Annotated in this window: 12 protein-coding genes and 1 other RNA gene; 8 read left to right on the top strand and 5 right to left on the bottom strand. The window is 38.2% G+C overall.

The annotated features are described in order from the left end of the window. The 4 genes from infB to MW688_RS03265 all read left to right on the top strand — a co-directional run. Window positions 1-2,505, top strand: a 2,505-nt coding sequence (gene infB / locus MW688_RS03280) for a translation initiation factor IF-2 (RefSeq protein ID WP_486734485.1), incomplete at its 5' end; no start/stop codon positions are given. A 100-nt stretch (window positions 2,506-2,605) separates the two neighbouring features. After that, a complete protein-coding gene (locus MW688_RS03275; protein WP_486734484.1) occupies window positions 2,606-3,208 on the top strand; it encodes a low-complexity tail membrane protein in 603 nt (200 codons plus the stop codon). A gap of 3 nt (window positions 3,209-3,211) precedes the next feature. Beyond that, window positions 3,212-4,024, top strand: a complete 813-nt coding sequence (locus MW688_RS03270) for a glutaminyl-peptide cyclotransferase (RefSeq protein WP_486734483.1) — start codon at window positions 3,212-3,214, stop codon at window positions 4,022-4,024. Window positions 4,025-4,292: 268 nt separating this feature from the next. Beyond that, window positions 4,293-5,309 carry a calcium-binding protein gene (locus tag MW688_RS03265; RefSeq protein ID WP_486734482.1) on the top strand — a complete coding sequence of 339 codons (1,017 nt, stop codon included), beginning with the start codon at window positions 4,293-4,295 and terminating at the stop codon, window positions 5,307-5,309. 34 nt (window positions 5,310-5,343) lie between these two features. Here MW688_RS03265 and MW688_RS03260 read toward each other — a convergent pair whose 3' ends face one another. Both MW688_RS03260 and MW688_RS03255 read right to left on the bottom strand, forming a co-directional pair. Continuing rightward, on the bottom strand, window positions 5,344-6,990 hold the full coding sequence (locus tag MW688_RS03260) for a DUF2079 domain-containing protein (protein WP_486734481.1): 1,647 nt from the start codon (window positions 6,988-6,990) through the stop codon (window positions 5,344-5,346). A gap of 201 nt (window positions 6,991-7,191) precedes the next feature. Next, a complete protein-coding gene (locus tag MW688_RS03255) occupies window positions 7,192-7,830 on the bottom strand; it encodes a GUN4 domain-containing protein (protein ID WP_486734480.1) in 639 nt (212 codons plus the stop codon). Window positions 7,831-7,901: 71 nt separating this feature from the next. Here MW688_RS03255 and MW688_RS03250 point away from each other — a divergent pair, with 71 nt between their 5' ends. Next, window positions 7,902-8,897, top strand: coding sequence for an aspartate carbamoyltransferase catalytic subunit (locus MW688_RS03250; protein ID WP_486734479.1), 996 nt, complete (start codon window positions 7,902-7,904; stop codon window positions 8,895-8,897). A gap of 30 nt (window positions 8,898-8,927) precedes the next feature. Here the strand turns inward: MW688_RS03250 and MW688_RS03245 are convergent, their stop codons facing one another. Beyond that, window positions 8,928-9,248 (bottom strand): hypothetical protein, encoded by a 321-nt coding sequence (locus MW688_RS03245; protein ID WP_486734478.1) that lies wholly within the window; start codon window positions 9,246-9,248, stop codon window positions 8,928-8,930. A 194-nt stretch (window positions 9,249-9,442) separates the two neighbouring features. On the opposite strand from MW688_RS03245, the gene MW688_RS03240 reads away from it, so the two are divergent. After that, entirely contained in the window at window positions 9,443-9,931 is a 489-nt protein-coding gene (locus tag MW688_RS03240) for a molybdenum cofactor biosynthesis protein MoaE (protein ID WP_486734477.1), read from the top strand. Between the two features lie 4 nt (window positions 9,932-9,935). On the opposite strand, the gene hemB is transcribed toward MW688_RS03240, so the two are convergent. Continuing rightward, a complete protein-coding gene (gene hemB, locus MW688_RS03235) occupies window positions 9,936-10,922 on the bottom strand; it encodes a porphobilinogen synthase (RefSeq protein WP_486734486.1) in 987 nt (328 codons plus the stop codon). A gap of 156 nt (window positions 10,923-11,078) precedes the next feature. On the opposite strand from hemB, the gene ssrA reads away from it, so the two are divergent. After that, window positions 11,079-11,477: a transfer-messenger RNA gene (gene ssrA / locus MW688_RS03230) on the top strand. A 58-nt stretch (window positions 11,478-11,535) separates the two neighbouring features. Here the strand turns inward: ssrA and MW688_RS03225 are convergent. Then, window positions 11,536-12,168: a phosphoribosylanthranilate isomerase gene (locus MW688_RS03225; RefSeq protein ID WP_486734476.1), complete on the bottom strand. Its 633-nt coding sequence runs from the start codon at window positions 12,166-12,168 to the stop codon at window positions 11,536-11,538. A gap of 28 nt (window positions 12,169-12,196) precedes the next feature. Between MW688_RS03225 and MW688_RS03220 the strand changes: the two genes are divergently transcribed. Continuing rightward, window positions 12,197-15,295 (top strand): DEAD/DEAH box helicase, encoded by a 3,099-nt coding sequence (locus MW688_RS03220; protein ID WP_486734475.1) that lies wholly within the window; start codon window positions 12,197-12,199, stop codon window positions 15,293-15,295. Window positions 15,296-15,410: the final 115 nt, after the last annotated feature.

Below are 15,410 nucleotides of genomic sequence, written 5' to 3'. Positions count from 1 at the left end.
CAAAATAAGTTAGACCAAAATAAGTTAGACCAAAATAAGTTAGACCAAAATAAGTTAGACCAAAATAAGTCAACTGAAACATCAACAGTAAAAGAAACACCAAAATTAACTGAAAAACCCAAAGCAAAAGCTAAGGGGAAATCTAAGGTTAAACTAGAATCAGCACCAGAAAAAACAGAGGAGGAATATAATCAGAAAGAATTACCAAGACGACAAAAACCTCAACTACCAAAACCAGTTAAACCTAAATCAGAAGAAAAATTAAGAGAAAATGAAGATTTAGAAATAGATCCAAATATCGAGTCAAGTGAAGATTTACTCGAAAAAGATACTGATGTAGAAGAAACAGTTCTTTTGGAAAAACCAAAAAGAAATAAGTCAGTTAAGTTGAATAAATCAGAAAAAGCTCGACAGTGGCAAGATGATGAAGATGATGACTCTAAAGCAAAAAACACCAAAGGTGTTAATAAAAACAAACGTAAAAGTATAGTAATAGAAGAAGATGAAGAAGAGCTAGATGAGTTACTGAATGGTGGTGGAAACACGACAGTAATGAGTAGAGCGATCGCCCGTCCGCCTCGACCAAAATCTGAAAACTCAGGAGAAACAGCTAAATCTACACCAGCAGCTAAACCCAAAAAACCTCAACAAAAGAGCGATAACAAACAGGAAAAACGCAATGACAGCAAATCTACACAGACAAACACGGTAGAAGAGCGTCCAGAAATAGTTACTATCTCAGGGAGTTTAACAGTGAGGGAATTATCAGATTTACTAAAAGTGCCGGAAACAGAAATTATCAAAAACCTATTTTTCAAAGGCATAGCGGTAAATATCACCCAAACTCTAGAAGTAGATACGGCTAAACAAGTAGCTGAAGACTTAGGCGTATTAGTAGATACTCCTAAAGTTAAAGCAGCAGCGGCAAAAACTACTGAGATGATTGACGTAGAAGACTTAGAAAAGCTAGTGCGTCGTCCACCAGTAGTAACAATTATGGGACACGTTGACCATGGAAAAACTACTCTCCTAGACTCAATTAGAGAAACTAAAGTAGCCCAAGGAGAAGCAGGAGGAATAACACAACATATTGGAGCCTATCACGTAGATTTAGAATACGAAGGAAAAAAACAACAAGTTGTATTTTTAGACACTCCAGGTCATGAAGCCTTTACCGCCATGCGAGCAAGAGGAACAAAAGTGACAGATATTGCTGTGTTAGTAGTAGCCGCAGATGATGGAGTTCAACCCCAAACAAGAGAAGCCATCAGTCACGCAAAAGCGGCAGGCGTACCAATAGTAGTAGCAATCAACAAAGTAGATAAGTTAGACGCAAATCCCGAACGTATTAAGCAGGAACTAATGGAATTAGAATTAGTACCGGAAGAGTATGGAGGTGATACAATGATGGTGCCAGTGAGCGCGTTAAAAGGAGAAAATCTCGATACTCTATTAGATAGCATTCTACTGCAATCAGAAGTAGAAGAACTCTCAGCTAATCCAGAACGCCTCGCCAAAGGGACAATTATAGAAGCCCACCTAGACCGCGCCAAAGGAGCAGTAGCAACTCTACTAGTCCAAAATGGAACCCTCAGAGTAGGAGATATTATTGTAGCGGGTTCAGTATTCGGACGCATTCGCGCCATGATTGACGATCGCGGCAAAAAAGTAGAAAGCGCAACCCCCTCCTTTGCAGTAGAAATACTCGGACTAAACGAAGTACCAGAAGCAGGAGACGAATTTGAAGTATTTGAAAACGAAAAAGAAGCTCGTCTCAAAGCAGAAAAATACAAAGAAACACAACATCAAAATCGCCTACAACAAAGTATGTCCTCTCGTAGGGTAAGCTTAAGTAGTTTCTCTGAACAAGCTCGCGAAGGGGAATTAAAAGAACTAAATCTGATACTCAAAGGTGACGTTCAAGGATCTGTAGAAGCGATTATGGGTTCTCTAAAACAACTACCGCAAAATGAAGTACAAATACGAGTACTTCTAGCATCAGCAGGAGAAATAACCGAAACTGATGTAGATTTGGCCGCAGCCAGTGGAGCTGTAATAATTGGATTTAATACAACCCTAGCAAGTGGGGCGAGAGCGTCGGCAGATCAAGAAGGGGTAGATGTTCGGGAATACAACATTATCTATAAGCTACTCGACGATATTCAAGGAGCAATGGAAGGATTATTAGATCCAGAAGAAGTAGAAGAATATCTCGGAACAGTGGAAGTTAGAGCTGTATTCACCGTAGGTAAAGGCGCAGTTGCCGGGTGCTACGTAAAATCCGGTAAAGTAATTCGTAACCGTCCAATGCGAGTTATGCGCAATAATGAGATAATTTTTGAAGGGCTCGTGGAATCTCTAAAACGTGTTAAAGACGATGTAAGAGAAGTAAAATCTGGCTACGAATGCGGCATCGGTTGCGCTAAATTCAACGATTGGCAAGAAGGCGATATCATCGAAGTTTATCAAATGGTGATGAAGCGTCGTACCTTGACGACAGCATGAGCCTTATCGTAAGTTTAAACTACAAGAGGGGGAACTCAATTCCCCTCTTTTGATTGAAAATTATTCTAAAATAATAAGGTTTTTGTTAAAGAAATTAAATATGACTTCAGTTAAACACGACCCCTTTTTATGGATACATTTAGCCGGAATAGCGATCGCCCCTCTGGCTTTACAAATCGTTTGGATCGCAATCGGTAGCGGCACCCCCATCTCTTTTTACTGGCTAGAATTTATCCTAGTAGCCGCCATCGGGATCATTCCAGTTTTTATTATGCAGTGGAATCGACCTTTTTCTATCTATAGCTTCTTGGTAATTGCCCTCAAACCCACTGAATTGACTTTATCTCAACAAAAAGTACTCAGTCTATTTAAACGTAAAGTTAACCGCATATTTACTGTAATTACCGCTATCTTGCTGTTAGTAGTTTTGTGGCTAATATATAAATGGGCACCAGTGGCAGGATTAGTTACTCCCTTTGTTTTACCATCCCGCCTCTTGGCTGTGATTATCGCCGCGATCGCCTTTTTGCTCAGTAATTTATTTATTCAAATCCCTATCAGTGTCTTGCTAGTTTTGTTAACCCCCCAAAAACAGTGGGAAAATACTCAACCTATATCCACAGAAACAATACCCACCCAATTTACTATCTTCGGCTGGCGCGTTAACAAAATTCTCCCTCCTGTAGAAGCTGAGGCTAATTGATTTTTGAAACTTAAAACTATTACTCTGTTATCAGTAGTGGGGGCTATCTCCCTACTCATTTACTTTTCTCATTTTCTTCTAACTTTAGGAGCAACTAAAACGTATAGTTATCAAGTTATCAATACCTATCCCCATGACCCCCAAGCTTTTACCCAAGGTTTAATTTATGTTAACCAATCACTATACGAAAGTACAGGCTTAAGAGGTTATTCCTCTCTTCGCAAGGTGGAGTTAGAAACTGGTAAAGTTTTGCAAATCCATCGTTTGAAGAATGTTTATTTTGGAGAAGGTCTTACTCTTTGGCAAAATAAACTCATTCAATTAACTTGGCTTGCCAAAAAAGGCTTCGTCTACGATTTTGAAACCTTTAACCCAATTCAAGAATTTAGATACAATACCGAAGGATGGGGATTAACCCATGATGGACAATATTTGATCATGAGTGACGGTTCAGAAAATTTATATTATCTGGACCCAGACACCTTTAAGGTGGTTAAAACTATTGTGGTTACATATAAAAATCTTCCTCTTACTAACTTAAATGAATTGGAATATATGGAGGGAGAAATTTGGGCTAATATTTGGGGAAGTGATTGTGTGGCGAGAATATCTCCAGAAACTGGTAAAGTTTTGGCTTGGATTAATCTTCAAGGCTTAAAAGCAACCCGCCTCCTTGGTAATCCCGATGCAGTTTTAAATGGTATTGCCTATGATGTAAACAATCGTCGAATTTTTGTAACTGGTAAATTGTGGCCACATTTGTATGAAATAAAACTGACATCTGGAAATAATCAAGAACTTTGTTCTTTACGGTAATTAAAAACAAGATCTAGTGTTACGATCTTTTTTGTTGACAGATATTCATAGTAGTGATATCATTCCCAATGAATAATAGGGATTAGATATTAATTTTAATTTATAGCAATAAACAGGTCTGTTAAGACACGAAAGTTATTGTTTAAGGCAACAGGAAGGAACTGGGAACACTTAATATACAAGCTTTAATGTCCTAATAGTAATGGCGACTGCTATATCATTATTTTCGTAAACAAAATTAGTACAATTTTTAAGAGGAAAGGTATATATGGCTGATGTTCAAATTACTGGTGTAAATACATCAACTCCTGTGGAAATAGTAGCTCCTGATGCTTCGACGACAATAGGTAATTTTTTACAAGGTAATACAGAGATAGTTGTAGCTTTACCGACAAACCAAAGTCAAGTTAATCTAACTTCTATCGGGAGATATTTAGACGGAAGTGGCAGTCTTTGGCGATTAGCTAATGGGGAAGTTACTGATATCAATGCTAACTTAAGTGCTTATAGAACTGCTTTTAGCGAAAATTATAGTTTAATTGCAGGTTTTGATACTTTTGTTTTTTCGCCCATAGGTAGTTCTAATTCTAGTGCTCCCCTAACTCATATTCTCACTTCTCCTAGTTCTCGTATAATTAAGGCAGCCTCCCCTAATGATGCTACACTAGCTTCTCCAACTATAGAAGCAACAGATAATTACTCAATTACAGGTGGTATAGGTAATGATACTTTGACTGGTAATGCCGGAGACGATACCATAACTGGTAATAGGGGGAATGATACTATAACTGGTAATGCGGGGAATGATGACCTCAGAGGTGGTGGCGGTAACGATCAGCTTAGAGGTAATGCTGGTAACGATCAGCTTAGAGGTAATGCTGGTAACGATCAGCTCAGAGGCGGAGGAGGTAATGATGTCCTCAGAGGCGGAGGAGATAATGATACCCTGCTTGGTAATACGGGAGATGATACTCTCCGGGGAAATGATGGTGACGATGATTTGACTGGGGGGCCAGGTGGCGATCGCTTAATAGGAGGTGCTGGTAATGACAACTTTATTTATGCAAGCAATCAAATTAGCGATGCGGGAACGGTTGTGGATACTATCGTGGATTTTGAAGTAGGCAATGATAAAATTGTTTTAGACAATTTAGATTTAGTTACCAATGGAGGTACTGTAAGCTTTATTCAATCAGGAAGTAATAGTATCTTGTTAGAAAGTGGTAGCAGCTTTGCTGTTGTGCAAAATACTATGATTAGTAATTCTGATTTTGTGATCGTTTAGCTATTGCTAAGCAAATTTTACTACCCAAAAGTATTTATATTGGCTTTAACAATTCTGAAGAAAGAAATTGTTGCCAATTTTCAAAAGCTTTTGGGTCATTTTCTGTATCTTTTTTCAGCAAAATTACTCCCTCATTAAAGCCGACAATTCCATAATCATTTTTACTAATAACATCAGTAATCAAAGCAATCAAATCTTCTAGTCTTTCTCGATCATCGCTAAAAGCAACTTGATAACGTTGGAGTTGCCATAAATCTGCGATCGCGTAATCTACACTGATCACTTCTTGGCGATCGTTTATTAATTGTAATTTGGGGAGGCGGATAATTTCTCTACGTCCCGAAAGATGGGGTATTATATAGGTGGTAGCAGATACACTAGCATCTTGGGGAATTTCTTTAAGGAGAGGATATATTTGACTTGCGTGTTGCCACTGTTGATTTATTGGTATATGTACCCAGGGGTCTACCGAGTCAGGAATTAAAAAATATAGGGCACGATTAGGATTAGAAGTAATTGTTAAACATAGAGACAAACCAATACAAAATAGCCAAAAACGTCGGAAACCAGAGTTTAAATTTCTCGGTTGTAACTCTTGGGGTTTTTGTTGCCAGTTTTTAAATCCTTGTCCTCCCCACCAGAGAATTGTACCGTAAAATAAACCCGGAACTACTGTTAAAGCATATCGTATATTAATAGCTAAAACAGAAAAACCTTTACCAAGTAGAAGTTTTAACAGAGGAAATCCCGCGATTAGCCAAGAAGCTGGAGAAATAGCCGGAATAAAAGCTAATGGTAACCATTGTCCCAGTAAATAAGAAATAGTTCTTCCAGGAGGAGTTATTAATTCTTTGATGATGAGACCAGGTTGTAACAACATGCCTTTAATCACATCTATGGTAGAAGCTTCATTTCCCTCTACATATTGTCCAAATCTCTCTAACATAAAACGTTTAGAAATATCATCAGAAAATATGGGCATAATTAAATTAGTCAAAGCGATCATATAACCAAAACTTAAAACACACAAACTCAGACCAATCCAAGGGAAACGACGACTAGCTAACAAATAAAATCCAATTCCAAATAGAGTAATGCCACTATCTTCTCTCACAGCTAAAATAACTATAGCCAAAGGCCAAAGTAACCACCACCACCTTTTTTCTACTGCTAAAAGAATACTAAACACTAATAGAGGGATTTGAGAAATATCGTGAAAATTAGCTAGAGTGGGACCAAGTACAGCATTAGCTACATAAAAACTAGCCATAATCAGTATTGCTAACTTATGTTCCAGATATTCCCTTGCTAGAAAATATAAGACCACACCCGCAGCAGTTATGAGAGTAACCTGTAAAACTGTTAAAGTAGCCGGGTGAGGAAACAAGGCATACAGAGGATGCCAGAGTAATAAAGCTGGAGTAAAATGCTGACCTAAACGATGATAGCCAACAAAAGGAAGTTCCTGATCGTGTACCGTGTTAGTAGACAGTTGAGAAGAAAGAGTACTTTGAAAAAAATCACCTCTAATTCCGTTCCAAAATACCTGATTAAAAATTCCCTGATCGTAAGATGAATAAAAAGTAAAATGACGATGTAAACCGATACTAGTGGCTACAATAAAAAATAAGCTGGCTAATATCAGTACTAAGCGTAATTCAGCGGTCAACTTCCATTTCATGCTATTTGCTACTAAAGTAAATTTATAAATAAATTGTGATTTTTACAAGAATATTTTTAACAATTAGAAAATCTGCATTAGAATAGAATAAGCGGAGACAAAAGTTTCCGTTCACTCCTCACACCACACCCCGCTCGGACATTGTCCGAGCGTTCCTTATTTGATAAAGTATACAGCAAAAGCACCTAGATAGGAAAATCTTTAAATGAAATCTCCTTGGTTAGGTGAAATGTCCTCCAAAGGTTTTGGAGGTTCGACGGGAGGCAAGTTTTCCACAACCTTACATTCTATTAGTCGTTGAGCAAAAGTGGTATACTCCAAACGATTCCCATTGATTTCGTACTCATAGCGGGGATTTGGTAAATGTCCCTCTGGTGCATTTAAATTATAAATTAGGTTTTCTTTGAAAAAAATCCAATCATTATTACGGCGCCAACCTACGCGATTTCCAAAAAGTTCGTAGGATTCTTCATCCGCTAATCTTCCAGGTTTATTACCACTACGAATAAAAATTGGTATTTGGACACTGAAACCAAAATGGTCTCTAGAATATTTTGTCCAGAGGTCATCAATTATCTGTAAATCGGCACAGGGTAAATCACTATAGCTTTCTATATCAATCCAGCCTTGACTACTTCTTCCAGAGGCTTTTAAGAGCAAATCAAAGGTGAAATCATTGGCTCTACGCCATTGTTTGGTAGCTAATAATCTTTCTAACTCATCATAACTAATTCCGGTTTCTGTGGACATATTTCTATCCGGGATTTGAGCCAAGCTAGGAGTTAAGTTAGTCATAATTGGTATAAAAGTTAAGGCTACAGCTAAGACAAATTTTTTCATAATCAATCATTTTGGTTAAAATAAGGCATTTAAATTATAGAATAGCATTGTATATTTTGAGTTCCACACAAATGAGCACTAACTGGAATCGCCGCCACATTATCTCTCTAGTAGATTTTTCTTTTGCTGAGTATAATATTGTTTTAGATACTACTATTTCTTTCCAAAAAGTTCTCTCGGGTCGCACTAAAAAAGTACCTGCTTTACAAGGACAGGTGGTCGCTAATCTTTTTTTTGAGCCCTCTACACGTACACGCAGTAGCTTTGAATTGGCCGCTAAACGTCTTTCTGCTGATGTGCTCAATTTTTCTCCTGGAAGTTCTTCTCTGACTAAAGGAGAAACTATTTTAGATACAGCTCAAACTTATTTGGCTATGGGAGCTAATATTTTCGTAATTCGTCACCGTCAAGCAGGAGTGCCAACGGCGATCTCCCAAGCTTTTGATCATCTCAATCAAAATATTAGTATTCTTAATGCCGGAGATGGTCAACACGAACATCCTTCTCAAGCTTTATTAGATTTATTTACTATCTGTTCACTTCTTGATCCCAATCAACCTCGTTTACAACTTCTTAAAGGTAAAAAAATTGCTATAGTCGGAGATATACTCCACTCTCGTGTAGCTCGTTCTAATATTTGGAGTTTCACCTGTGCTGGTGCCGAAGTTCATCTCGCTGCTCCCCCAACTCTACTCCCAAAGTTTTTTGCTGATTTAGTACCTGATGATTCTTCTTGTGGTTCTCTTAAATTACATTGGCAACTAGATGAGGCGATCGCCGACGCTGATTTTATTATGACTCTTCGGTTGCAACAGGAGAGAATGGCTGAGAGTTTTTTACCTAGTTTAAGAGAATATCATCAGGTTTATGGTATTACTCGCGATCGTCTCAAATTAGCTAAACCTGGCGTTAAAATCCTACATCCTGGTCCTGTAAATCGCGGTGTAGAAATCAGCTCTGATTTGATGGATGACCCTGAGTTTAGCTTGATTTCTCAGCAGGTTACTAGTGGTGTAGCTGTGCGCATGGCTTTGTTATATTTGATAGGTGGATATAAGCAAAGTTAGCGATTTCTTTTACTTAACATTCAATTTGTATCATTTCCCTAAAAAGGTTATTTCTAAGACAAATTCTGGTAATTTTTGGTTTTCTTCCCAGGTTTTGTAACTCATTCTCTGTTTCTTTTCTACCCCAAAGATTACAAATACATCTGGTGCAATTACCGCAGATGGCACTCCTTGTTGGTAGTATATCAATGAATTACCTGATACATACACATCTGGTCGGTTTTGAAAATATACTTGTAAGGCTTCTACACTATAAGTCAAATAATCTCTGGCGCTGTCACTTTCTGCCATTGGGGCACCATCACTATCTGGATAGACTATTGCTGTTTTTAATCTACTTGAGGAGGACATAGGACATCATCATTTTATATATGATTATACTCTTTTTATGAGTAGAAATGAAAAAAGTATGCGATCGCTCTTTCTCTTAAGATTGAGTTACTAACTATCCACAAAGGACAAAAAATTTATATACTCAAAAAAGGATTAGAGGTCAATTGACTTTGACTCCATCCTTGTTTATGCGGTTTCTAACTTATTTTTCTATGAATTCTCCTTTGACTCCTACTCCTTATGACTTGAAAACAGACCAACGAGATAATTTCTCAATCAGTTTTGCTCCTCTATCTTTAGCTGAGGTTTATAGTTTAGCTGATGATGGCGCTAATGGGGCGGTTGTCTTAATGAGTGGCACTGTACGTAATCAAACCGATGGTAAACCTGTAATTTTTTTAGAGTATCAAGCCTACGAACCTATGGCTATTTTAATTTTTCAGCAGATTGCTGAAACAATTCGCCAACGTTGGCCAGAAACTAACCGTGTTGTTATTCACCATCGCACAGGAAAGCTACAAATTGGAGAAATTAGCGTTCTTGTAGCCATAGGTTGTCCTCATCGTGCCGAAGCTTTTGAGGCTTGCCGTTATGCTATTGATACTCTCAAACACAATGCCCCAATTTGGAAGAAAGAACATTGGGCTGATGGTTATAGTAATTGGGTGAGTATTGGCGCCTGTGAAGTTGAAGAAAGTTGAACTTTTAACTATTAGCTAACCAACGGGCTGCATCTTTGGCATGATAAGTTAAAATTATGTCTGCACCAGCACGTTTAAAGCTAGTTAAGGTTTCTAAAGTCACCTTTTGTTCGTCAATCCAACCATTGAGGGCGGCAGCTTTGACCATAGAATACTCTCCAGAAACATTATAGGCAGCTACTGGTAAATTAGTAATACTTTTAACTCGCCAAATAATATCTAAGTATGCTAAAGCTGGTTTCACCATTAACATATCTGCACCTTCAGCAATATCTAATTCTACCTCCTTGAGGGCTTCTTGGGCGTTAGCTGGATCCATTTGATAGGTGCGGCGATCGCCAAATTGTGGTGCAGATTCTGCTGCATCTCGAAATGGTCCATAATAGGCTGAGGCATATTTGGCTGCATAGGAGAGAATCGGCGTGTCGCTATAGCCTGCTTCATCTAATGCTTGGCGGATAATTTGCACAAATCCATCCATCATTCCCGAAGGAGCGATAATATCTGCCCCCGCTTTCGCTTGAGATACAGCCGTTTTCTTAAGTAGCTCTAGACTGGGGTCATTTAACACTCTACCAGTTAAATCACCCGTTTCTAAATAGCCACAATGTCCATGGGTTGTATATTCACATAAACAGGTGTCAGCAATCACAATTAACTCAGGAATCCTCTCTTTAATCGCTGTAGCCGCTTTTTGCACAATACCGTGGTCATGCCAAGCGCCTGTGGCTTCATCATCTTTATTCTCAGGAATACCAAAGAGGATAACCGCAGGGATACCTAAATCATAAACTTCTTGGGCTTCTGCAACAATTTTATCCACTGAAAGTTGATAAACACCAGGCATGGATTTTACTTCTGTGGCTATTGATTCTCCAGGCACAGCAAATAAGGGATAAACTAAATCATTAGTAGTTACTACAGTTTCCCGCACCATGCGGCGTAGTTGAGGATGTTGGCGTAAACGACGAGGACGAGTAATCGGAAACATACAGTTTAAATCTTCTTTTGTTTGAACTAAGCTCACAGTATCTCTTCTTAGTTTAAGGCGATCGCCCACCTCTTTACTCTCATGCTCAATCTTTCGTAACAAAAAAGGTTGCCACTTGAAAAAATTTTTGTTTATAATATATGTATACCAGGTCAAGGGGCCGTAACGGTATCGACAGGTTGGCGAAAGCTGAACTGTGATACAGGCCGAGAGCGAGCTAACTCTCGTAAATCAATGGCTCAAAACAATGTAACTGCGAACGACATAGTTCCTTTTGCTCGTAGCCGCAAAGCAGTAGCTGTTGCGTAAAAAAGCCGACCACACAAAGGTCTAGAGCACTCATAGCTTGACTCCGTTAAGAGTTATGGGTAAACCCCAACGGATGCACTGTTACTTTACCTCTGGTTGATGTAACAGTAAAGAACTCACCAGAGAATCCCATCGTCAGGGACAAGTGGCGATTCCCGCCTTGAGGATCAGATAGGCTAAGCCTGTGAATGAGCGGCAAGTAAATACCCAATTTGGACAGCAGTTCGACTCTGCTCGGCTCCATATAAAATGTGAGCTAAAAATATAAAAAGGAAAGTAGCCTCTAGATAAAGGCTACTTTTTTTTAAAGATTTTTTAACAAATCAAATAAACGCACAACTTTAACTAAATCTTTATCCCCAGGAGATCGCTCAACTCCACTAGATAAGTCTATACCATCAGGGTTAACTTGATTTAAGGCAATATTAACATTATCGGGAGTCAATCCTCCCGCTAATAACCAGGGTTTCGGCGCCGTAAACCCCTTCAAAGTTTCCCAATTTAAAGTTTTACCAGTGCCCCCCTGTAACTTAGGATGGTAGGCATCTAGTAAAAAAGTATCCACCACCGATGAATAAACAGCTAAATTCTCTTGTAGAGATTCTAAACTTCTCACTCGAAAAGCTTTAATAATCTCAATCTCAGGTAAAATCTTACGTAAATCCTCACAAAATTGGGGTGACTCTTCTCCATGTAATTGTACCCCAGTTAATCCCCCTATCTTGACAGTATTAACCACAGTGGTTAAACTAGCATCAACAAAAACCCCAATAGAATTCAACTTGGGTGGTAACTGTTTAATAATCAGTTTAATCTCCTCAGGAGGAAGATAACGTGGCGATTTAGAAAAACAAATAAACCCTAAACTATCAGCGCCAAGCTGCGCGATCGCCTCTCCTTGGTCTATCCTAGTAATACCACAAATTTTTACTCTCATTTGTTCTTTTATCGGGAAAATACCTTTAATGCCTACTTTACATGGTAGTTGGATTATCAGCGCAAATAATTGTTCTTTCTTTTTCTGGGGAGAAACTTGGCGATCTCAACACAATCCAGTAGCCGTTGAGTCTATTCCTCTTCATCCCTACAATCTTACTCAAACAGAATTAATTGATTCTTTACAAACTAATCAACTATACTCTCAAATAACTAACGAAGATTGGCAAACCCAGATAATTACTCTTCCCAGTCAAAATATCCAGAAAAAAGAAATAGTACCAATATTATCCGAACAAATAGACCAAAAAAATCTAGATAGCAAGAAAATAACCCTAAAAGAATGGAAAATAGAGGGTTTATCTTTGCCTACAGACCAAACTATACCCCTATTAGCTTCTCTCCCCCTTAATTCTCTCCCCTCATCCACCAAGCTAATCGGTGATGACTTGCGTTTTTGGTGCCATATTTATCGTTGGAGTTTAGATCTTCTGGCGAGGAGGAAATTTATTCCAGGAATTGTCAGAGAAACACCAGAAACAGCAAAAAGCCTTTGGCAACCCCTGTTAGATAGTATTGTAGATCAAACTCGTTTAGCTAAATTCACAAGGTTAATGCCGAGAATTTGCAGCGCCTATGCCAGTAACCAAGGAAAAACCTCCCAAACATTACTAATAAATGCCTTAACCACCATAGTCAATTACCAAATTACTCAATGGTTAGACTCTGCTAACACCTCAGCCAAAACTTCAACTATACAAAAATGGCTACAAACCCTAGGAAAACAGCCACAACAACTCACAGCAAATGCCAATGAATTACAGAGAATTGAAACCAGTCTCAATAATTGGACTTTACCTATACAGGAATACATAGTTAATGATAGTAACTACCAACTCAGAGAAAATCAATTTCGTCTCTGTTTTATTCTGACACCACCAGAAACCTTAACAGGAGATTGGCAACTCAATTACTGTTTACAAGCCTTAGATGATGCTGAGTTTTTAGTTGATGCTGCAACTATTTGGGAAAATCCTGTATCTCAACTCACTTACCAAGGAAGAATTATCGACAATCCCCAGGAAACTCTCCTCAAAGGCTTAGGATATGCGGCGCGTTTATATCCTCCCATATTAACTAGCTTGGAAAAACAGCAACCAGTCGCCTGTGAGTTATCCGGTATTGAAGTCTACCAATTTATTCGCGGCATAGCTTTAGAGTTAGAAGAAAATGGCTTAGGGATTATCCTACCTCCTGGATTAAACTTAAAAACTAACGAAAAACGTCTAGGGGTAAGTATTAACGCACAAGTTAAGGAAAAAAAAGGACAGAAATTAAGTTTTAACAGCTTACTTAACTATCAATTAGCCATAGCCATTGGTGATAAAACAATCTCTCAACAAGAATTTAATCGTCTCTTAGCAGCTAAATCTCCTCTAGTAGAATTAGACGGAGAATGGATAGCTTTACAACCCGCTGATGTCAAAGCAGTAGAAGAAATCTTTAAATCCAACCAACCCCAAGCTACTCTATCAGTAGAAGATGCTATACGTTTAAGTACCAAAGATACTAAAGTTTTTGCTAAATTACCCATAGTGAAATTCCAAGCAGAGGGGATTCTAGCAGAATTAATAGACTATATTAACAATAATCAAAGATTAGAAACCATCTCTCAACCTCCAGCTTTTCAGGGAAAATTACGCCCTTATCAACTACGAGGAGTTAGTTGGTTAGCATTTTTAAATCGCTGGGGTTTTGGCGCCTGTTTAGCTGATGATATGGGTTTAGGGAAAACTCCCCAGTTATTGGCTTTCTTGCTACATTTACAAAGGGAAGAAAGTCTACATAATCCCATTTTAGTTGTTTGTCCCACTTCAGTGATTAGTAATTGGGCAAGAGAAGCAGCAAAATTTTCCCCCAGTCTTAGGGTAATGATTCATCATGGTGATAAACGTTATCAAGGGAAACAGTTTTCTCAACAGTTAAAGGGAATAGATGTGGTGATTACTAGTTATTCCCTGTTACCTAGGGATGAAGCTACTTTAAAATCAGTTGCTTGGCAAGGAGTAGTGTTAGATGAAGCCCAAAATATTAAAAATCCTACGGCTAAACAATCTCAAGCTGTCCGTAAATTAAGTGCAGATTTACGTATTGCTTTAACAGGAACACCTGTAGAAAATCGTCTCTCTGAATTGTGGTCGATTATTGACTATATTAACCCAGGTTGGTTGGGAAATCGTCAATATTTTCAACGTCGCTTTAGTATTCCTATCGAAAAGTATGGGGATAATCAATCTCTGCAAGAATTGCGATCGCTCATTTCTCCTTTTATTTTGCGTCGTCTGAAAACTGACCCGGAAATTAGCCAAGATTTACCAGAGAAGCAAGAAATGAACGTATTTTGCTCTTTATCAGCACAACAGGCTCAATTATACCAAGATTTGGTGGAAAGTTCTTTAGCTAAGTTAGAAAAAATTGAAGGAATTAAACGCAAGGGGATGATTTTAACTCTAATTCTGAAACTTAAGCAAATTTGTAATCATCCTGCCCAATTTACTAAGGAAAAGACTTTAGATAGTAGTCAAAGTTCTGGGAAATTGTTACGCCTAGAAGAGATGTTAGAAGAATTAATCGAAGCGGGCGATCGCGCTTTGATTTTTACCCAATTTTCCGAGTGGGGAAAATTATTACAACCCTATCTGAGTAAAAAACTTAACCGAGAAGTACTCTTCCTCTATGGTGCCACTCGTCGTGTTCAACGTCAAGAAATGATTGATCGCTTTCAAAATGACCCCAATGGTCCCCCTATTTTTATTCTATCTCTTAAGGCAGGAGGTACAGGCTTAAACTTAACTCGCGCTAATCATGTTTTCCACGTAGACCGCTGGTGGAATCCTGCTGTAGAAAACCAAGCTACAGACCGTGCTTTTCGTCTTGGTCAAACTCGTAATGTTCAAGTTCATAAATTTATTTCTACAGGTACCGTTGAAGAAAAAATCAATGCCCTATTAGAGAGTAAACGAGAATTAGCTGAACAAACTGTAGCCACGGGAGAAGATTGGTTAACGGAATTAGATACCAATCAGTTACGAGATCTAATTTTACTAGATCGCCAAGATATTATCTGATAATTTTTTAAAATTTATTTTAAAAAACTCAAATTCTTATATAGTTATGTTACATTATTAATTTCCTTGATTTATTACAGGTATAATTAATTCAGAAAATCTTCAATAAGGTAAT

The sequence above is a fragment of the Johannesbaptistia floridana genome (assembly GCF_057440575.1).
This window is presented reverse-complemented; position numbering and strand designations above follow the sequence as displayed.

Excerpts from the sequence above, each read along its gene's own strand:
- MW688_RS03275 (WP_486734484.1), top strand. The coding sequence starts at position 2,606 with ATGACTTCAGTTAAACACGACCCCTTTTTATGGATACATTTAGCCGGA.
- MW688_RS03265 (WP_486734482.1), top strand. The coding sequence starts at position 4,293 with ATGGCTGATGTTCAAATTACTGGTGTAAATACATCAACTCCTGTGGAA.
- MW688_RS03260 (WP_486734481.1), bottom strand. The coding sequence starts at position 6,990 with ATGAAATGGAAGTTGACCGCTGAATTACGCTTAGTACTGATATTAGCC.
- MW688_RS03255 (WP_486734480.1), bottom strand. The coding sequence starts at position 7,830 with ATGAAAAAATTTGTCTTAGCTGTAGCCTTAACTTTTATACCAATTATG.
- MW688_RS03250 (WP_486734479.1), top strand. The coding sequence starts at position 7,902 with ATGAGCACTAACTGGAATCGCCGCCACATTATCTCTCTAGTAGATTTT.
- MW688_RS03245 (WP_486734478.1), bottom strand. The coding sequence starts at position 9,248 with ATGTCCTCCTCAAGTAGATTAAAAACAGCAATAGTCTATCCAGATAGT.
- MW688_RS03240 (WP_486734477.1), top strand. The coding sequence starts at position 9,443 with ATGAATTCTCCTTTGACTCCTACTCCTTATGACTTGAAAACAGACCAA.
- hemB (WP_486734486.1), bottom strand. The coding sequence starts at position 10,922 with ATGTTTCCGATTACTCGTCCTCGTCGTTTACGCCAACATCCTCAACTA.
- MW688_RS03225 (WP_486734476.1), bottom strand. The coding sequence starts at position 12,168 with ATGAGAGTAAAAATTTGTGGTATTACTAGGATAGACCAAGGAGAGGCG.
- MW688_RS03220 (WP_486734475.1), top strand. The coding sequence starts at position 12,197 with ATGCCTACTTTACATGGTAGTTGGATTATCAGCGCAAATAATTGTTCT.